Below are 20,226 nucleotides of genomic sequence, written 5' to 3'. Positions count from 1 at the left end.
AATATGAAAACATGGTTAATGGGGTTCAGCGAGTTCCTGTTGCGCTATAAACTTGTCTGGAGTGAAACATGGAAAATCCGGAAGCAATTAGATACTCCGGTACGTGAAAAGGACGAAAATGAATTCTTACCCGCTCATCTGGAATTAATTGAAACGCCAGTATCCAGACGGCCGCGTCTGGTTGCTTATTTTATTATGGGGTTTCTGGTTATTGCTTTTATTTTATCTGTTTTAGGCCAAGTGGAAATTGTTGCCACTGCAAATGGGAAATTAACACACAGTGGGCGTAGTAAAGAAATTAAACCTATTGAAAACTCAATAGTTAAAGAAATTATCGTAAAAGAAGGAGAGTCAGTCCGGAAAGGGGATGTGTTATTAAAGCTTACAGCACTGGGAGCTGAAGCTGATACGTTAAAAACACAGTCATTACTGTTACAGGCCAGGCTGGAACAAACTCGGTATCAAATTCTGAGCAGGTCAATTGAATTAAATAAACTACCTGAACTAAAGCTTCCTGATGAGCCTTATTTTCAGAATGTATCTGAAGAGGAAGTACTGCGTTTAACTTCTTTGATAAAAGAACAGTTTTCCACATGGCAAAATCAGAAGTATCAAAAAGAACTGAATCTGGATAAGAAAAGAGCAGAGCGATTAACAGTACTTGCCCGTATAAACCGTTATGAAAATTTATCAAGGGTTGAAAAAAGCCGTCTGGATGATTTCAGTAGTTTATTGCATAAACAGGCAATTGCAAAACATGCTGTACTTGAGCAGGAGAATAAATACGTCGAAGCAGTAAATGAATTACGAGTTTATAAATCACAACTGGAGCAAATTGAGAGTGAGATATTGTCTGCAAAAGAAGAATATCAGCTTGTTACGCAGCTTTTTAAAAATGAAATTTTAGATAAGCTAAGACAAACAACAGACAACATTGGGTTATTAACTCTGGAATTAGCGAAAAATGAAGAGCGTCAACAGGCTTCAGTAATCAGGGCCCCAGTTTCGGGAAAAGTTCAGCAACTGAAGGTTCATACTGAAGGTGGGGTTGTTACAACAGCGGAAACACTGATGGTCATCGTTCCGGAAGATGACACGCTGGAGGTTACTGCTCTGGTACAAAATAAAGATATTGGTTTTATTAACGTCGGGCAGAATGCCATCATTAAAGTGGAGGCATTTCCTTATACACGATATGGTTATCTGGTGGGTAAGGTGAAAAATATAAATTTAGATGCAATAGAAGACCAGAGACTGGGGCTTGTTTTTAATGTTATTATTTCTATTGAAGAGAATGGTTTGTCAACCGGGAATAAAAACATTCCATTAAGCTCGGGTATGGCAGTCACTGCAGAAATAAAGACAGGTATGCGAAGTGTAATCAGTTATCTTCTTAGTCCTTTAGAAGAGTCAGTAACAGAAAGTTTACGTGAGCGTTAAGTTTCAGAAGCCAGTATTTGCTGCTATACGTGCTGCGTGGCACTTGCCGTCTGAACTGCATTGATCCGGAAGCCAAGTCAAACAACAGCGTGATGAGCGTCAGGGCAAAACACCAAGGCTCTCTCGATGACACCAGAACAAATTGAAATACGTGAGCTGAGGAAAAAGCTACCGAGTTCTTGATGTTGGACTCCCTGAACAGTTCTCTGTAATCGGGAAACTCAGGACGCGTTATCCTGTGGTCACACTCTGCCATGTGTTTAGGGTTCATCACAGCAGCTACAGATACTGGTAAAACCGTCCTGAAAAACCAGACGGCAGACGGGCTGTATTACGTAGTCAGATACTTGAGCTACATGGCATCAGTCACGGTTTGGCCGGAGCAAGACGTATCACCACAATGGCAACCCGGAGAGGTGTCAGCGCCAGTGATATAAGACGGTAAGGGGAAAACATCGTGGCGTTGACAACTCGCGGGTTCCGACAGCGGTGGCGAATATGCGGCGGTGTTGTACTCGCTGATCGGCACATGCCGTCTGAACAATGTGAAACCAGAAAAATGGCTGCGTTACGTCATTGAGCATATCCAGGACTGGCCGGCAAACCGGGTACGCGATTTGTTGCCCTAGAAAGTTGAGCCTGTTTAGGATTCTGTGTAAATGCCTTTTCTCAGAAGTGACCGTCCAGGCCGCCTACTTGATATGATGTACACACTATTACCGTATATCATTTAGATATATTGATATATCTCACAAAAATGAATCGCTATGTTAAACAGAAAGTAAACGAATCAACATCTGATAATTGACTTACAAACACCCATCAAAAGAATTTTTATATAAAAGTGACAGAATGGAGTCATAGTTATGCAAACTAAGCTTCTGGCAATTATGCTTGTAGCACCTGTTGTATTTTGCTCTCAGGCTGCTTCTACCTCTGATTTATTTAGCCCGGAGAGTATAAATACAGAGATTAATTTAGGTACACTGAGTGGCAAAACAAAAGAACGGGTTTATGAGCCTGAAGAAGGTGGACGTAAAGTCAGCCAGCTGGACTGGAAATACAGTAACGCAGCCATTCTTAAAGGCGCCATTAACTGGGTGCTAAATCCATGGTTATCTGTTGGTGCAGCTGGCTGGAGCACACTCAATAGTCGGGGGGAAATATGGTTGATCAGGACTGGATGGATTCCAGGATTCCCGGAACATGGACAGATGAAAGCAGGCATCCTGATACACGGCTTAATTATGCCAACGAATTTGATTTGAACGTTAAAGGCTTGTTTTTTAAAGAATCTGATTATCGCCTTGCTATTATGGCAGGTTATCAGGAAAGCCGTTACAGTTTTAATGCTACAGGAGGAACTTATATTTACAGTGAGAATGGTGGTTTCCGGAATGAAACGGGAGCGTTACCTGATAAAATAAAAGTGATTGGTTATAAACAACATTTTAAAATTCCTTATGTCGGTCTGACAGGAAACTACCGTTACGATAATTTTGAGTTTGGTGGTGCATTTAAATACAGCGGATGGGTCAGGGGATCTGATAATGATGAGCATTATGTAAGACAGACCACATTCCGAAGCAAAGTAAAAAACCAGAATTACTATTCTGTTGCAGTTAATGCCGGTTACTATATCACCCCAGAGGCAAAGGTGTACATCGAAGGTGTATGGAGTCGTCTCACAAATAAAAAAGGGGATACATCTCTTTACGACCGTAGTGATAATACTTCGGAGCATAATAATAACGGGGCTGGAATTGAAAATTACAACTTCATTACGACGGCCGGTCTGAAGTACACGTTTTAACAACATTAACTGTCACCATCCCCGGTGAGAATTATGCCGCCGGGGATTATGTCTGTTGGTCAGGGTAATAATTTACCAATGCAGGAGATGCAATGCGTGTGATAATGAAGCCTTTAAGAAGGACCTTAGTATTGTTTATCTTTTCTGTTTTTCTTTGCGGAACAGTGTCTGCCAGACAGATCGAGTGGCAATCCTGTATGACCAGTCCATACAGTGACTGGTTTGGTACAGAAAGCCCTTCACCTGAGTTGTTATGCGGATATCTATCTGTACCGTTAAAATATACCGACACAGGTGGGGATATTTCAGATGAAAATATACCAGTTGTCAGACTGGCGATGACAAAGCTGCCGGCAAAAAGTAAACGTAAAGGGAGTATTATTATAATAAGTGGTGGGCCTGGATTACCCGGAATTAATCCTTATATCAATTTTGACTGGCCGGTCACAAATCTTCGGGAATCATGGGACATTATCGGTTTTGATCCACGAGGTGTCGGTCAGTCCTTTCCTGCCATAAACTGCCAGCAACCCAATCAAGAAAGATCGGTGAATGTAAGCGAAAAGCAACTAATTTTACAGAAAATTAATGCCTGTATCCATAATACAGGAGCTGAAGTCATTCGCCATATTGGATCTCATGAGGCTGTATATGATATTGAACGCATCAGACAAGCACTGGGAGATAAACAACTGACAGCTGTAGCATATTCATACGGTACACAGATTGCAGCCTTATATGCTGAACGTTTTCCCTCCAGCATCAGATCTATAGTTCTTGACGGCGTCGTTGATATTGATGATTTAAATGATAATTTTTCATGGCAACTCAGGCAGGCCCACAGTTATCAGGAAACGTTTGATCGTTTTGCTGCATGGTGTGCCAGGACAAAAAGTTGTCCACTTTCGTCAGACAGGAATCAGGCAATACATCAGTTCCATCAGCTTTTATTAAAATTACATAATTCTCCTTTAACAGACAGCAGGGGGGAAAGTATATCTTCAGATGATCTCATATCATTAACGACAGAGCTTCTGTTATGGCGCTCATCATGGCCAACACTTGCAACGGCCGTACGTCAGTTCTCTCAGGGTATTGTCAGCAATGAAATTGAAACTGCACTTAATTTTTCCATAGCATCGGAAAAAGTCAGTGATGCTCTGGGCGTAATATTATGTGTTGATCAGGGTGATGAACAATTATCACAGGAACAACGAAAATCGCGAAAAAAAGCCCTTGCTGACGCATTTCCGGCCGTTAATTTTAAGAGGGAACAGTCCGATTTACCTGAATTTTGTGAATTATGGCCAATTCATCGTGATCTGCAACAGACACGCCTGAAGAATACTGTTTTACCATCCGGTTTACTGTTTGTGGCACAAAAATATGATCCGACAACTCCTTGGATAAATGCCCGTAAAATGGCAGATAAATTTTCAGCTCCGTTACTGACTATTAACGGTGACGGGCATACGCTGGCGCTAATTTATGTGTGGATGAGGCTGTTGTTCGTCACCTCCTGTTTCCGGGGAAATCTGAAGATATAACGTGTCAGGGAAGTGGTAACGGAGATACTAACTGATATTAAATAAAATATTACTCCCGACATTAAATAACATCAGTGCTTTGATGTCGGGGCCTGCTAACCCTCTTTTGATATCAGTTGAGCGCAGGAAACGCCAGTTCAGAGGGGACAGGGCTTAGGATAAATGTAAGCGGCCCTAACGGACCACTCCGACTGCGCACAGAAGCTCTGTCATGGCTGAAAGCGGGTATGGCTTGGCAGGGCGGGGATATGATAGGTGAAATCTATCATATGCGTCTCGGCTTACGCCGGGCTTCGGCGGTTTTACTCCTGTGCTATATGCAACAACAGAATGCCGCCTTCCATGCCGCTGACGCGGCATCTCTAACCTGTTACTTCGTGTATATCATTTGCTATATATCGTCACTGTGCTATTGTTGTAAAGCAAATGATATACGGAGGTTTTATGAAATCAGGTGTTCAACTCAATCTCAGAGCAAGAGAATCACAGCGGATACTCATTGACACTGCTGCAGAAATTCTTCATAAGTCACGTACAGACTTCATTCTGGAAATGGCCTGTAAAGCTGCTGAAGATGTTATTCTCGACCGGCGGGTGTTTAATTTTAATGACAGGCAATATGAAGAGTTCATCGAAATGCTTGATGCTCCGGTTGCAGATGAGCCTGCCATCGAAAAATTGCTGGCAAGGAAACCTCAATGGGATGTGTAACAGCACCAGAACCTTTATCCTCATTTCATCAGGTCGCTGAATTTGTCAGCGGTGAAACTGTTCTTGATGACTGGTTAAAGCAGAAGGGGCTAAAAAATCAGGCTCTCGGAGCCACCCGGACTTTTGTTGTATGCAGGAAAGGTACGCAACAAGTAGTTGGTTTTTACTCACTGGCTACTGGCAGTGTCAACCATACAGAAGCTACAGGCAACCTTCGGCGCAATATGCCTGACCCTATCCCTGTCATTATACTTGCACGCCTGGCTGTTGATGCGTCATTCCGTGGTAAAGGGCTTGGTGCAGATTTACTGCATGATGCGGTTTGTCGTTGTTACAGAGTGGCCGAAAATATAGGTGTGCGTGCAATTATGGTTCATGCACTTACGGAAAACGCAAAACACTTTTATATTCACCATGGTTTTAAGCCATCAAAAACCCAGGTGCAAACATTGTTTCTTAAACTCCCTCAATAAGGGGGCAGTTTGGAGATCGAAAATTATTGTACTATAAGGACTTCCCCGAACAGTCAACGTCGGTATTTATGGTTTGTCTGCACAACAGTTAAAAATAAAGGGGGAGAGACTGCGGTACTATAAACGGCCATAATGAATCATTATCGATTCGGACCCTGATGAAAGACGCGCGTGAGGCTCTTGTTCGTTAAGCGGATACGTATATCCTGTACAATAATCAGATATACCTCACGGGGTCTAACCCTTTATCATCAACGAGTTGCAGATCAGATGGTCATACGGTTTCTTCCTGCTTTAGCTGGCTGAATACAGCCTGAAATCATCACCGTAATGCAATGATGCCCAGCACAGTCTTGCATTTTTGGCGGCGATGGCCACAACAGCGCGCCAGTATCCTCTGCGTTCGACTAGTGAACAGACCCAACGACTGAATGAGTCAGTCCTTTTCTCTGCGCCAATCAGTACTGAACGGGCTCCCTGTACCAGAAGCGTTCGCAGATACGAATCACCGGCTTTTGTTATCCTGCCTGGCTTCGACTTTCTGCCGCTGCTGTATTGTGATGGAATCAACCCCAGCTAGGCCGCCAGTTGCCGTCCATTTTTAAAATCATGTGCATTACCGATACAGGCAACCAGAGCACAGGTAGTTGTAGGACCAACTCCTTTTAGCTTCATCAGCCGCTGACTGCGGTGATCTGTTTTGGCTATGCGGGGCAAAATTTGGTCATATTCAGTGATGTTAGCTTCAATGCGATCAACGTGTTCCAGCAAATCATCAACACATTGCTGAACCTGAAGAGGTAAAGAGTTCTTCTGCGCAGAAACTATGTGCCGCAGGGCATCTGTACCTTGTGGGGCGATGACGCCGAACTCTGATATCAACCCTCGAAGACGATTATATGTTGCTATTTTCTCTTCGATAAAACCCTGTCGGGGACGATGCAGACACTGCATCGCCTGCCGGCTCTCGTCCTTAACTGGAACAAACCGCATATGTGGGCGACGAACCGCTTCGCAGATAGCCTGAGCATCAGCTGCATCATTTTTCCCTGATTTACCGGCCATGCGGTATGGAGATACAAATTTAGCGGCCATCAGACGCGGCTCATTACCATATTGCCGAAACAGTCTTGCCCAGTAATGAGCCCCGGAGCACGCCTCCATCCCGATAACACAGGGCGGTAAACCTGCAATCAACCCGGGAAGAGCTGCGCGGGTTACTCTGGATTTCACCAGAACGGTTTTGCCATTTTGGTCAACACCATGAACAGCGAACACATTTTTAGCAAGATCGATGCCGATAGTAGTGATGGTCATAACGAATCTCTCCGGGGCTATGTTTACCCCATGATTGCACAAGTGTTAATCAGGTGCATATCCAGGGGAAGTCCCTTCCATTCGTTTAGCGTATTATTTAACCATCTCATCCCGTAAGGGATTGATTTAATGTCAGTGGCTATCACTTTTAAATTATCGCGTATTACGATATGAAGACAATGATTACTGCGCGAGAAAATCCAGGCAGCATACCGGCATGAAGCAGATTGGTGTTCTGCATACCGATCCACCGAAATGGCTGGATAACGATCATCCCCCTTTTGAGAAACATATGTACGGTGTTTTTATGCATCTCAGGTACTGAGATATTTCGTGGCTCAGTTCTGTTACTTTTCCCGTAACATTGTCTGTTGTTACGGGAAAGTCCGGTTTTTGTATTGCACCAGAGAATACTCAGACTGTGATGCTGCCACAGCGTCAGCCGGCTTTCTGAACGGTATAACACCTCTTCACGCTAATGATAATCACTATCATTAAGTCTTGACATGCCATTTTCTCCTTAATAAATTAATGCTGTATATGTATCCATGTATACAAGCAGTTATTTCATTTGTTTTCCTCAGAGGATGAAGGAGATACCGAATGTCTGACCCTGTACGTATTACAAATCCCGGTGCAGAATCGCTGGGGTATGATTCAGATGGCCATGAAATTATGGCCGTTGATATTTATGTAAACGTAAGCGTAAACCGACCGCCCTATGTAGCCATTAGACAAGAATTGGTAACTTAGACGCCCATCTGACACAGACGGACATCTAAGTATGGAATTACAGGACTGGCGAAAAGAACCTCGTAAAAAGTATTCGAATGAATTCAAACTTCGTATGGTTGAACTGGCATCACAACCCGGTGCTTGTGTGGCCCAGATTGCACGAGAAAATGGCGTCAATGATAATGTTATTTTCAAATGGCTCAGACTCTGGCAAAACGAAGGGCGTATATCACGGCGTCTTCCGGTGACAACCACTTCTGACGCAGGCCTTGAATTATTACCTGTAGAGATAACGCCTGATGAGCCGAAAGAACCGATGGCTGCTCTTACTCCGCCCTTATCCACTTAGACTACTGTCAGTGCCAGCTCCTGCAAGGTGGAGTTCCGTCACGGTAACATGACGCTGGAAAATCCTTCACCAGAGCTGCTCACAGTGTTGATCCGTGAACTGACCGGGAGGGGACGATGATCTCACTCCCGTCAGGCACCCGCATCTGGCTCGTTGCCGGCGTTACCGATATGCGTAAATCCTTCAACGGACTGGGAGAACAGGTACAGCATGTGCTGAATGATAATCCCTTCTCCGGTCACCTGTTCATCTTCCGTGGCCGACGGGGTGACACGATTAAAATCCTGTGGGCTGATGCTGATGGCCTGTGCCTGTTCACCAAACGCCTGGAGGAAGGCCAGTTTATCTGGCCTGCGGTGCGTGACGGCAAGATATCCATTACCCGCTCGCAACTGGCAATGCTCCTCGATAAGCTGGACTGGCGTCAGCCAAAAACATCCCGTCTTAACGCACTGACAATGTTGTAAAAATGTCATGGCCGGATTATAAAAACGGTCATGAGTCAGAAATACCTCATTCGTATCACTGAACTGGAAAGGTTGCTCTCTGAGCAGGCTGAAGCCCTCCGTCAGAAAGACCAACAACTGAGTCTGGTTGAAGAGACGGAGGCCTTCCTGCGTTCTGCGCTGGCACGTGCCGAAGAAAAGATCGAAGAAGATGAGCGGGAAATAGAGCATCTGCGGGCCCAGGTGGAAAAACTGCGCCGGATGCTGTTCGGTACCCGTTCTGAAAAACTGCAGCGTGAGGTTGAACAGGCTGAGGCCCAACTGAAACAACGCGAACAGGAAAGCGATCGTTACAGTGGGCGTGAGGATGACCCGCAGGTTCCCCGCCAGTTGCGACAGTCACGTCATCGTCGTCCGTTACCAGCACATCTTCCCCGTGAAATACACCGCCTGGAGCCTGAAGAAAGTTGTTGCCCGGAGTGTGGCAGTGAGCTGGATTATCTGGGTGAAGTCAGTGCTGAGCAGCTGGAACTGGTGAGTAGCGCCCTGAAAGTGATCCGCACAGAACGGCTAAAAAAAGCCTGTACAAAATGTGACTGTATAGTTGAAGCGCCAGCGCCGTCCCGCCCGATAGAGCGCGGCATCGCGGGCTCCGGATTACTTGCCCGCGTGTTAACGGGAAAATACTGCGAACACCTGCCACTGTATCGTCAGAGTGAAATCTTTGCCCGCCAGGGCGTCGAACTGAGCCGTGCATTACTCTCCAACTGGGTTGACGCGTGCTGCCAGTTAATGACGCCACTGAATGATGCCCTGTACCGTTACGTGATGAATACCTTCAAGCTTCACACTGACGACACACCGGTAAAGGTACTGGCACCGGGCAGGAAGAAGGCGAAAACAGGATATATCTGGACGTATGTCCGGGATGACAGGAATGCCGGTTCGCCAGAGCCTCCGACGGTCTGGTTCGCCTACTCACCGGATCATCAGGGTAAACATCCGGAGCAGCACCTTCGTCCCTTCCGGGGTATCCTGCAGGCAGATGCGTTTAATGGTTACGATCGGCTGTTCAGTGCCGAACGTGAAGGTGGCGCGTTGACGGAAGCAGGATGCTGGGCTCATGCGCGACGCAAAATCCACGATGTATATATCAGTACTAAAAGCGCGACGGCGGAAGAAGCACTGAAACTAATCGGTGAACTGTACGCCATCGAGCACGATATACGCGGGTTACCGGTGTCTGAACGCCTGGCGGTCAGGCAAATGCAGAGTAGACCGCTCCTGACTTCCCTGTATAAGCTGATGCAGGAGAAAGAACACACGTTATCGAAGAAATGTCGTCTGGGAGATGCGTTCCGATATATCAGGAAGCACTGGGCTGCGTTGTGCAACTTCTGTGATGATGGCTTGGCTGAGGTAGATAATAATGCAGCAGAAAGAGCGCTTCGTGCAGTCTGTCTCGGGAAGAAAAATTATGTGTTCTTCGGCAGCGATCACGGTGGCGAGCGTGGAGCACTGTTGTACGGGCTGATCGGCACCTGCCGACTGAACGGTATAGATCCGGAAGCGTATCTGCGCCATATCCTGAGTGTACTGCCGGAATGGCCTTCCAACCGTGTTAACGAACTCCTGCCATGGAATGTAGTACTCACCAATAAATAAGCGTCAATACGGCACTCCGTTAACGCTTACGGACAACTTAACATAGCCTGCAGATATTAATTCTGGAACATTATTATCAGGCCAGATATTTTGCATTCCATTAAATAATCTTGTAGGAGATAAAATGAATTACGATGAAATAACGAAAATTACCGCAGAACGTATTAGCGACTACATGACCGAAGCAGTTAATACAGACTCTAAAGCTGTTGCGGAAATGTTTCATAACGCTGCATGGGGAGTGCGAACATTGTGGTTTGAACTCGTCACAAAAATAGATATGGATATACATAAAAAGAACAGGTATGCGAGTTATGATCTTAGAAGGAAAATCGAAATGCAGCATGAAGAGTTTCAGAAAATGACAGAGCGCGAACAAGTGCCTTTATTGAAATCGCCAGAATAATAGAAACTGTGTGATTCATAGACGGACTCCATACCGCGCTGATGCCTGCCGCTCCATTTTCAGGCGACTCTGCAGGACTTCCAGCTCATGCATCACAACAGCTCCTCATAGGCACTCAGTGGTCGATGTTCCACCTGACTGACCTGCTGCCAGAGCGGGGCGTGATGCTCCGGTACTGTCTGCCAGCCAGACGATGCCGAACAGAGGCGATGTGAGGCCACCAGTTTCTCATTACTGTAGATCCGCAACAGCGATATTCGTATCGATACCGGCTGACCACACAGCGCTTCGGGAACGCTGTAACGATTACCACCAACCTCGATATAGCTGTCCCAGGACACATGGCGGATGTCGAAGTAACTGGTATCGAAGTCAGTATCCGGTAACGGCTGCAGATGTTCCTGCTCCAGCGCGAAGCGCTGTTCCGGCGTTTCTTTGAACTGGCGAAGTTCCCGTTTGTCAGCCACATCGGCTATCCATTGCTCCAGTTGTTGATTAACATGAGTGAAGCTGTCGAACCTGCGGTACCGGACGAAGAAGTTCTCCTTGAGGTATTTCACCATCCGCTCAACCTTACCTTTTGTTCTGGCCCTGCGTGGACGGCATGCTCGTGGCAGGAAGTTATAGTGGTCGGCCAGCAACAGGAATCCGAAGTTGAACACGACTTTCCCGTTGTTATTCTTCAGCATCGCAGCCTTCTGGTTATCAACCAGCACCGTTTTCACACAACCACCGAAGTAGCGGAAGGCGCGAACCAGTGATTCGCAGGTATGCTCAGCATCCTGTTTTGGTGCGGCGAAGACATGGAAGCGGCGGGAGAACCCCAGCGTATTAACCGCAAAGTTAACTTTGCACCGTTGCCCGGCAACCTCCACCTCAACTTCGCCCCAGTCATGCTGGAGCTGGTATCCAGGCTGAGTTTCGAAGCGAACTGTTCTTTTTGACGGACGCATTTTACGTTTGGGCTGGATGTAGTAACGCGGCATGGAACGTCCGCCCGTATAACCCATTGCCTTAATCTCCGCGAAGATAACCTCGCTATTCCAGACATTCTCTGCCAGGCGCATGTCGATGTAATCCATAAACGGTTTCAGCTTAACCATTTTGTGGCGGGTCTTTTTGGCTGGCGGTTCAGGGTATTTGAGGTAGCGTCTGACCGTCCGTTCAGAGCAACCAATCTGAGTCGCAATATCGACAATGTACGCGCCCTGCTGGCGCATTTGCTTTATCATGTAAAAGTCCTCTCTGCTCAGCATGTTGATGTCCTTTCTGGTGTGGGAACCTTAAGGAAACAACATGTTGGGTGGAGCGGACAATCCAAATGGCGAATTACCGTCTTATATCACTGGCGCTGACAGTGCGGACAGGAGCGACTTTTACACCGGAAGCAGACCGTTTTTGTATGGCAGCAGTCCGGGGATGAACAACACCACCGCGTGTACCCAATCAGTGTGGTCCCGCACGCCATGATTTTTGTCACCGACTCAATCACCACCGGACGCACAGCCCCTTCCGGCTGTTTCTCCAGCCAGTTAAGCCAGCGGTTTCCCAGCTGAAAAATATCGGCAAAACGGGGAAGCATCAGAAGGGCGGGGGGATTCCGTCCGGCCAGTGAACCGTGCCGCACTCCGGACAGTACATGCCGCCGGCGCTGATACCGGCAAGAATGGTTGCAAACTCCCGCTCCGTGCAGCGGGCTATTTCCGGATACCCTTCGTCATCAACACGAACAAACCAGAAGACCAGCTTTTTGTTTCCCGTATCCACAAAGAACGGAATACCCAGGTCAGCGCAGCACTCAACGGCATCGTCAAAACTATCAAAGCGCAGAACTTCTGCGTCTTCTTCGTCAAAGAAGTCATCGTCGTGAATTTTGGGGATATTTATATTTGTGATAATACCAGCATGGTATGACAGTGGAATTGATATTTCACAGAACTAAAACGAGTGTGTGGTTGATATATTATCTCTTTAATACTGTTATGGTATAAATAAAAAATTTTTTTTGAGGCAAGTAAGGAAAAATATCAGGAGAAGATGTCAGGGCGCAAATTTCATCTCTGCCTTTGTTTCACGGGGAGATATTTTACTTACTGTTTAAGCATGTATATTAGGAGTACTTTCATTATACCGATGAAATTTGTAAATAGGAATCCCTTGGGCAAAGGGATTCGGGAGCTTAACTGTGAGCAAGAGATGGCAGTTAAGACTGTCTGCGGACTGAAAAAGTCAGCAACTAAGGTACTATATACCCTGACCAATGATCGTCTCCGGGAAATGCGGGAGTATGATGTATGGTTACTGTGTGACTGAATGCCTCATGTATCGCCAGTTTTCCGGAAATGAAGAAAAGTATCCTACGGATGTAAGCCTGCATCCCGGAAGTCCCGTATAAATTGCAGAAACTTTTACCACCTGATGACCATAATTCCCGTTATCAGACTGTAGAACAGTTCTGCTTCCCATGATAGTAAGCGTTTCTCCGTTCGCAAGAAACGTCCGCATCCCCGTATACATCTTAACATATCGATATTTTAAAAGAATGCTCACTGAATCTAATGATATACGCAGGTAACAAGGGAATGTTGTTGATTCGCGATAATTTTCAGATAAATATATGTTTTATACTTCCTTGTTGGAAATGCAATGCGTCTATAATTATAAATGCATTTATGTCATTAATACAGTTGATGTCAATGAGTACAATTGTTTTTATAATATGAGATATATTTTGATTATGAGGCGCTCATGATAACGATATGAGTGTTTCACTAAAAATTGGATGTTATTCTTCGGGAGACGTGTATGACTTTTATATTACCACCGGAAATGCCAACTCAGGAAGGAGGCAAAGGGGTTTTATATGATTTTAATGATGGCGCAAGGGTTTTACTTCCAAAAGGTGAGTGGCATGTTAATATCATTGATGAAGAGTCAGGGAATATTTTATTTTCATGTGATACCCAGGCAGGATGGGTGAGTAGTACGAAGAAATATTATGTAAAATTTCGTATACAAGTATTCAAAAAAGGAGAGGCCACCCCTTTTCTGGATGAAATAATGGAGCTTAAAAATAAACACGTTCTTATCTCATATCCGACAGGCACCCTTGGTGATATCCTGGCATGGTTCCATTCGGCTGAAAATTTTCGCATGAAACATCAATGTCAACTTGAATGTTCAATCGGCGAAGAGTTTATAACTTTATTTTCAGATGAATATCCGGAAATAAAATTTACTCCCGCGCAAGAGAAAACTGAAAGTAAACCATATGCTACATACAGAATTGGGTTGTTTTTTAAGGGTGATACAGACAATCAGCCTGTAGATTTTCGCCTAATAGGTTTTCATCGTAATGCCGGATATATATTGGGGTTACCACCTCAGGATGAACCACCGCGACTTAATCTTACGGCTGAAAGAAAAATTAAGGAGCCTTATGTATGTATTGCTGTACAGTCTACAGCACAGGCAAAACACTGGAATAATGGTCTGGGATGGGATGAGGTTGTTAAATATTTAAAGGAACTTGGGTATCGGGTTCTTTGTATTGATCGCAATGCTCACTCAGGTCATGGTTTTGTCTGGAATCACATTCCCTGGGGGGCTGAAGATTTTACAGGTTCAGTACCTCTCCAGGAGCGAGTGGATTTATTAAAGCATGCCAGTTTCTTTGTTGGCTTATCCAGTGGTTTATCGTGGTTAGCATGGGCGGTGAGAGTGCCGGTAGTTTTAATTAGCGGATTTACATTACCAAATAGTGAGTTTTATACACCATGGCGGGTATTTAATTCACATGGATGTAATGGTTGTTGGGATAAAACAAATTATGATTTCGACCATACAGATTTTCTTTGGTGTCCAGAATATAAAGGTACTGAAAGGCAGTTTGAATGTACCCGACTTATTACCGGTAAACAGGTGTGTGGTGTTATTGATTCGCTTCATTCGTATTTAGCTGATTGTGAAAAGGTAATGAAATGAATAAAGCATACAGTGTTGTATGGAATCATGCCAGACAGACATGGATTGTGGTTTCTGAATTGTCGCGGTGTCATGGGGTTGTTCTTGCAAAAAAAACAATTCTGACATTGGCTGTTGTTTCTACCATCGGAAACAGTTTTGCAAAAAATATATCAAGTGGCGTTGTTATCGGAGAGTTTGTTTCTTCTGGCGAAGTCCAGGTTGTCTATTCAAGTGGGCAAACAAGTAATGCAACTGTAAATAGCGGGGGGATACAGAATGTCAACAATGGAGGAAAAACAACATCCACTACAATAGAGAGTTCAGGAGCTCAGAACGTTGGAATATCAGGTACAGCAATAAGTACCATTGTTAATTCTGGCGGTATACAGCGAGTCAGTTCAGGGGGGATAACTTCCGCAACACAACTGAGCGGAGGTGCTCAGAATGTTTATAACCTTGGTAATGCGTCAAATACAGTTATTTTTAAGGGAGGAAATCAAACGATATCCTCAGGAGGTGTCGCGGATAATACGAATGTAAGTTCTGGAGGACAGCAACGTATCAGTAGTGGTGGTACAGGAACAAATACCATACTTAATAATTCCGGTATACAACATGTCCTTTCTGGCGGGAGTGCTGTAAGTACGTATATTAATAATGGTGGTGTACAACATATTTCAGCTGGGGGCTATGTAACTAATACAACTGTAAATTCCGGAGGTTTTCAGCGTATCAGTTCAGGGGGAGGAGCAACAAGTACCACTCTTTCTGGTGGTATTCAGAATGTGTCATCTGGTGGAAGTGCTGTAAGTACAACAATTGATAATGCTGGTACTCAGACTGTTTATGCTGGTGCAAAAGTTACTGATACAACAGTCAATTCAGGAGGGAGGCAAAATATTTCTTCCGGAGGAATTGTCTCAGGTACTATAGTAAATAGTTCAGGTGCTCAGAATATATATTTCGGAGGGCGAGCCGTTAGTGCGAATATCAGGGGAGTACAAATCGTAAATTCTGATGGTATAGCGATTGGTACTCAGGTTAATGATAGTGGTTATCAAAATATTATTAATGGTGGTGTTGCTGAGGGTACAGAAATTAATCGGGGTGGGCGTGTAAATATTTCAGTAGGTGGTTATATAGACAATTCAGTTATTAATAGCGGAGGGATTCAGAGTGTTTTGTCCGGTGGGGAAACAAGCAACAGTTTGATTAATAATGGTGGACGGGAAAATGTCTTAAATGGCGGGGTAGCATATAACGCAATCATAAATGCAGGGGGGAATCAGTTTATATACAGTAATGGTGAGGCCAGTAATACCATTGTTAATACAAGTGGATTCCAGAGGGTGAACAATCTTGGAATGGCTGTACAAACAAAATTGAGCGGTGGAAACCAGAATGTTTCTTCTGGCGGGAAAAGTATTGCGACTGAAGTCTATTCTGGGGGTAAGCAAACTATTTATACTGGAGGTGAAACTTCTGCAACACAAATTTTTAATGGTGGCGTTGTTAATATTTCTGGAGGGGTGGTTTCCGATGCACAGGTTAACCAGAAAGGGCAATTAAATATATTTACAGGAAATGCGGTTGGTACTGTCCTTAATCAGGACGGGCGGCAGTATATTTATTCAGGGGTTGCAACCAGTACTGTGGCTAACAATGAAGGCCGTGAATATGTACTCTCTGGTGGGGTGGCAAACAGCACAATACTGAACAGTGGTTCATTACAGGCTGTAAGTAGTGGTGGTAATGCGGTTGCTACTGTTATCAATGAAGGGGGAGCTCAATTCGTATATGCCGGAGGAAGTGTAACCGGAACTGCTATCAAAAACGGTGGTTTGATACGGGTTGATTCGGATGCTAAGGCTCTGGATATTTCTTTAGGTAGTGGTGGTAATTTGATTACCTCGACAGGTTCTACCATTACCGGTACTAACCGTTACGGTGCTTTCTCTGTCTCACAAAACGTAGCGTCAAATGTTGTATTAGAAAATGGTGGACTTCTGGCCGTTACTTCTGGTGGAACTGCAACAGATACAACGGTTAATTCTGCAGGGAGATTAAGGATTGATGATGGAGGAATACTTAATGGTATCACAACCATTAATGCCGATGGCGTTGTTGCTGGTACTGACATCCAGAATGATGGTGATTTTATTCTGAACCTTACTGGTGATTATAATTTTGAAACAAATTTATCGGGTAATGGTTCACTTATAAAGAATAATTCTGGGACTATGTCTTATGAAGGCACATTGACACAGGGGCAGGGAGTAAATATAAATGATGGAGGTGTTATAATAGGGGGTGGAGTTGTTAATGCGAATGTGTTTGTTGATCAAAATGCTTATATAAGTGTTACTGATCAGGCTATCATTAATGGTTCTGTAGAAAATAAAGGAAACGTTATTCTTGATAACGGTATCATAAACGGAAATGTCATCAATAATGCTGATTTGACACTTGGAACAGGAAAGTCGCTTACAGCTACTGTAAATGGTAATGTTGTTAACAACAAAAATATTATACTTAACCCAACAAAAGAGAGCGCTGGTAATATTCTTACGGTGGCAAGTTACACCGGAACCCCAGGAAGTGTTTTGTCACTCGGTGGGATACTTGAAGGTGATAACTCCATTACTGATCGTTTAGTTGTTAAAGGAGATACAACTGGTAAAAGTGATATTCTTTATGTAAATGAATCTGGTAGTGGTGGTCAGACGATTGAGGGGATCAATATTGTTTCAGTAGAAGGGAACTCTAATGCAGAGTTTTCTTTAAAAAATCGTGTTGTTGCCGGAGCATATGATTACACTTTACAAAAAGGGAATACAAACGGAACAAATCCGAAGGGCTGGTATTTAACAAGCCATCTCCCCACATCTGATACCCGACAATACAGGCCAGAAAACGGAAGCTATGCTACAAATCTGTCATTGGCTAACTCATTGTTTTTGATTGATCTAAATGAACGTAAACAATTCACTACCGTGAACGAGAATATACAACCCGATTCGTCATCTGTGTGGATGAAGGTTGTCGGGGGAAGAATATCTGGTCATCTGAGTGATGGTCAAAATAAAACAACGACTAATAGCTTCGTTAATCAGATAGGCGGTGATATTTATAAGATAAATTCTGAGCGGCTGGGGCTCTTTACATTAGGGGTTATGGGCGGGTACGCAAATGCAAAAGGAAAAACTATAAACCATACAAATGATAAAGTTGCAAGAAATATACTGGATGGCTATTCGGTTGGTTTATATGGAATATGGTATCAGAATGGAGTAAATGCTAATGGAATTTTTGTCGAATCATGGGGGCAATATAACTGGTTTCATGCGTCAGTTAAAGGTGATGATCTGGATAAAGAAAAATATACTCTAAATGGTTTAACCGGTTCTATTGGTGGAGGGTATAATGTGAATGTCCAAACATGGATATCCCGAAATGGAACTAAAGGTCAATTCTGGCTCCAGCCTAATATACAGGCAGTCTGGATGGGTGTTACTCCTGATAAGCATCTTGAGAGTAATGGAACCATAGTACAAGTAGCAGGGGAAAATAATATTCAAACGAAAGCTGGTATTCGTGCTTTCTGGAATGTGAGAAGTTCTGTAGATAAAAACACTGATCGAGAATTTAGGCCATACATTGAAACAAACTGGATTCATAACACACATGAGTTTGGAGTAAGTATGAATGGCGATACTCAATTTTTATCGGGAACACGAAATCTGGGAGAAATAAAAACAGGTATTGAGGGGCAGATTTCTCAAAATCTGACAGTAAATGCGGGGGGGGGGTTATCAGGCAGGAGAGAATAGTGCATATATTCTCACTGGTGATCTGGGGATTAAATATAAATTCTGATAATTTCCCGAGCCTGTACATAGAGGTGTGTGGTTGCCTAATTTTTATACAGATGATAAGGGTGCCGTTCAGACCGCGTTTTTTCAGTTCAGTCAGCACATTGAACCAGAACTTAGCCCCTTTATTTTCGGCCAGTCACATACCTCTGAACTTTGATATAGAGGTTCAATGCCAGGAACACCGATTTATTAATGACGCAACTGTCCTGTCGAACTTTCCCTTCATTTTAAATTTAGGAGCTGACAGGGGTGATTGCCAGTTATTTTTAGTTTATGTGGTTTAGCTGAATGTGGCATATAACTACCAGGAAGATCAAAAAATGATATACTACTGTTATCCAGACTCATATAAGATTGTTTTTATATAAACCTAAATATCCTTAACTTATATAATTGAAGGTGGTTTAATCGCAAACCATACATGCCTTATAAAACATTATCTTATCCAGATGGTACGGACGATTTTTAGTCGACCAATCTTATAGTTTTAGTACTTAAGCATAAATATATAACCATTGCCATAAAAGCTTAAATTTTTAATTTAAAGATTATTAAAATTAATGGTGTTATTTATATGCTGGATGTTTTTGTTGCTGTGGTTTATATATGTCGAACGTCTCATTTTTTCCTGAAATCAGTCAAAAGTACCGTGATGATCATGGTGCGAGAATTGTTGTTACAGAGGTCAAAGAAACATGTGTTGTTTTTATGCGAGAGGGATACCCCTATCCCTGTATGCGTCCTTTATCTAATTTTATCTGGAAATTTAAGAAAATCGTCAACGATTTATGATGAAATATGGATTTTGTATCATAAGTGACATAAGTCACAACCTTAGTCTGCTTGGGAGAAACTGTAACTCATTCGCGTAATGAACAATTTGATTAAGCAGAAGAGAGATTTAAGCATCCAGGAAAGATCAATATTTTTATATTGAAAGATTCTTCAAAGAAAGAAGATGTACAAAAGTGTGGGGTATACCGAAAAAATAACAGGGGTAAATGAATTTCTCTATACAGAGAGACTAGGATTTTTATATATTATAGTTACTGTATCTATGACTATACTTGTTATGTCTACAGATACCAGTGGAATGTGCCATGTAGTAATCAATGGTGATTATCACCGACCGGTCAGAAGTTTTCTGACCGGCTTTTTATAATCGTAGATATAGTTGTACTAGGTAAAGAGTATTTATAGTTTGATTGATATCAGTAATAGGATATTACTGGTTTTTCTTAATAGATGTATATTAATCGTTAACAGTATATATTGCGTATTACCGTGAAGGAGATCGGTGAGTAACGGCGTTTTTCAAGGTAGTTGTCGCCTTTTGTAATAAAATTACGTTATGCAGCCTCTTTTTCTGGATTCAGGTAGACTTCTGATATGTAGTCCCAGTTACGGGTGATGCTGCCAACTTACTGATTTAGTGTATGATGGTGTTTTTGAGGTGCTCCAGTGGCTTCTGTTTCTATCAGCT

Annotated in this window: 10 protein-coding genes and 10 pseudogenes; 16 read left to right on the top strand and 4 right to left on the bottom strand. The window is 43.5% G+C overall.

Annotation, left to right across the window (positions count from 1 at the left end):
* The first annotated feature begins 3 nt into the window (after positions 1-3).
* From hlyD to BEB42_RS24735, 7 genes and pseudogenes are all read left to right on the top strand, one after another.
* Complete coding sequence (hlyD, locus tag BEB42_RS24765) at positions 4-1,440, top strand: alpha-hemolysin T1SS ABC transporter subunit HlyD (RefSeq protein WP_000860464.1); 1,437 nt, start codon at positions 4-6, stop codon at positions 1,438-1,440.
* Between the two features lie 76 nt (positions 1,441-1,516).
* Positions 1,517-1,858: pseudogene (locus tag BEB42_RS24760) on the top strand (IS3 family transposase); the annotation flags it as partial.
* A gap of 55 nt (positions 1,859-1,913) precedes the next feature.
* Positions 1,914-2,069, top strand: a pseudogene (locus BEB42_RS24755) (transposase domain-containing protein); the annotation flags it as partial.
* A 237-nt stretch (positions 2,070-2,306) separates the two neighbouring features.
* Positions 2,307-3,253: pseudogene (gene ompP / locus BEB42_RS24750) on the top strand (omptin family outer membrane protease OmpP).
* 104 nt (positions 3,254-3,357) lie between these two features.
* Positions 3,358-4,835 (top strand): annotated as a pseudogene (locus BEB42_RS24745) (alpha/beta hydrolase).
* Between the two features lie 391 nt (positions 4,836-5,226).
* Positions 5,227-5,511 (top strand): type II toxin-antitoxin system TacA family antitoxin, encoded by a 285-nt coding sequence (locus BEB42_RS24740; RefSeq protein WP_001352814.1) that lies wholly within the window; start codon positions 5,227-5,229, stop codon positions 5,509-5,511.
* On the top strand, positions 5,499-5,984 hold the full coding sequence (locus BEB42_RS24735; RefSeq protein WP_000501973.1) for a GNAT family N-acetyltransferase: 486 nt from the start codon (positions 5,499-5,501) through the stop codon (positions 5,982-5,984). Before BEB42_RS24740 ends, BEB42_RS24735 begins: the two co-directional genes overlap by 13 nt.
* A 294-nt stretch (positions 5,985-6,278) precedes the next feature.
* On the opposite strand, the pseudogene BEB42_RS24730 reads toward BEB42_RS24735, so the two are convergent.
* Positions 6,279-7,301 (bottom strand): annotated as a pseudogene (locus BEB42_RS24730) (IS110 family transposase).
* A 784-nt stretch (positions 7,302-8,085) separates the two neighbouring features.
* Here BEB42_RS24730 and tnpA point away from each other — a divergent pair.
* The 4 genes and pseudogenes from tnpA to BEB42_RS24710 form a co-directional block, all read left to right on the top strand.
* Positions 8,086-8,505 (top strand): annotated as a pseudogene (gene tnpA / locus BEB42_RS26430) (IS66-like element accessory protein TnpA).
* Positions 8,502-8,852, top strand: a complete 351-nt coding sequence (gene tnpB / locus BEB42_RS24720; RefSeq protein WP_000624710.1) for an IS66 family insertion sequence element accessory protein TnpB — start codon at positions 8,502-8,504, stop codon at positions 8,850-8,852. The pseudogene tnpA and the gene tnpB overlap by 4 nt, the downstream one beginning before the upstream one ends.
* Before the next feature lie 30 nt (positions 8,853-8,882).
* Positions 8,883-10,496: an IS66 family transposase gene (gene tnpC, locus BEB42_RS24715; protein WP_000080228.1), complete on the top strand. Its 1,614-nt coding sequence runs from the start codon at positions 8,883-8,885 to the stop codon at positions 10,494-10,496.
* A 124-nt stretch (positions 10,497-10,620) separates the two neighbouring features.
* Positions 10,621-10,824 (top strand): annotated as a pseudogene (locus BEB42_RS24710) (hypothetical protein); the annotation flags it as partial.
* A gap of 170 nt (positions 10,825-10,994) precedes the next feature.
* Here BEB42_RS24710 and istA read toward each other — a convergent pair.
* Together istA and BEB42_RS24700 are read right to left on the bottom strand one after the other, a co-directional pair.
* On the bottom strand, positions 10,995-12,158 hold the full coding sequence (istA, locus tag BEB42_RS24705; protein ID WP_105267591.1) for an IS21 family transposase: 1,164 nt from the start codon (positions 12,156-12,158) through the stop codon (positions 10,995-10,997).
* Positions 12,159-12,256: 98 nt separating this feature from the next.
* Positions 12,257-12,484, bottom strand: a pseudogene (locus BEB42_RS24700) (transposase zinc-binding domain-containing protein); the annotation flags it as partial.
* Positions 12,485-12,513: 29 nt separating this feature from the next.
* Between BEB42_RS24700 and BEB42_RS26425 the strand changes: the two are divergent.
* The 4 genes and pseudogenes from BEB42_RS26425 (at position 12,514) to BEB42_RS24680 (ending at position 18,698) form a co-directional block, all read left to right on the top strand.
* A complete protein-coding gene (locus BEB42_RS26425; RefSeq protein ID WP_001077892.1) occupies positions 12,514-12,816 on the top strand; it encodes a hypothetical protein in 303 nt (100 codons plus the stop codon).
* Positions 12,817-13,029: 213 nt separating this feature from the next.
* Positions 13,030-13,404, top strand: a pseudogene (locus BEB42_RS27260) (hypothetical protein); the annotation flags it as partial.
* Positions 13,405-13,707: 303 nt separating this feature from the next.
* Positions 13,708-14,886, top strand: coding sequence for an autotransporter strand-loop-strand O-heptosyltransferase (locus BEB42_RS24685; RefSeq protein WP_000142813.1), 1,179 nt, complete (start codon positions 13,708-13,710; stop codon positions 14,884-14,886).
* The gene (locus tag BEB42_RS24680) at positions 14,883-18,698 is read left to right on the top strand and encodes an autotransporter adhesin AIDA-I (protein WP_236942415.1); all 3,816 of its coding nucleotides are present in this window, start codon (positions 14,883-14,885) and stop codon (positions 18,696-18,698) included. Before BEB42_RS24685 ends, BEB42_RS24680 begins: the two co-directional genes overlap by 4 nt.
* Before the next feature lie 91 nt (positions 18,699-18,789).
* On the opposite strand, the pseudogene BEB42_RS26550 reads toward BEB42_RS24680, so the two are convergent.
* Positions 18,790-18,961 (bottom strand): annotated as a pseudogene (locus BEB42_RS26550) (transposase); the annotation flags it as partial.
* A gap of 388 nt (positions 18,962-19,349) precedes the next feature.
* Between BEB42_RS26550 and BEB42_RS24670 the strand changes: the two are divergent.
* Positions 19,350-19,535: a DUF4222 domain-containing protein gene (locus BEB42_RS24670; protein WP_032321872.1), complete on the top strand. Its 186-nt coding sequence runs from the start codon at positions 19,350-19,352 to the stop codon at positions 19,533-19,535.
* The last annotated feature ends 691 nt before the right edge of the window (positions 19,536-20,226 follow it).

This window comes from Escherichia sp. MOD1-EC5990, assembly GCF_002965285.1.
Lineage (GTDB): Bacteria > Pseudomonadota > Gammaproteobacteria > Enterobacterales > Enterobacteriaceae > Escherichia > Escherichia coli_F.
This window is presented reverse-complemented; position numbering and strand designations above follow the sequence as displayed.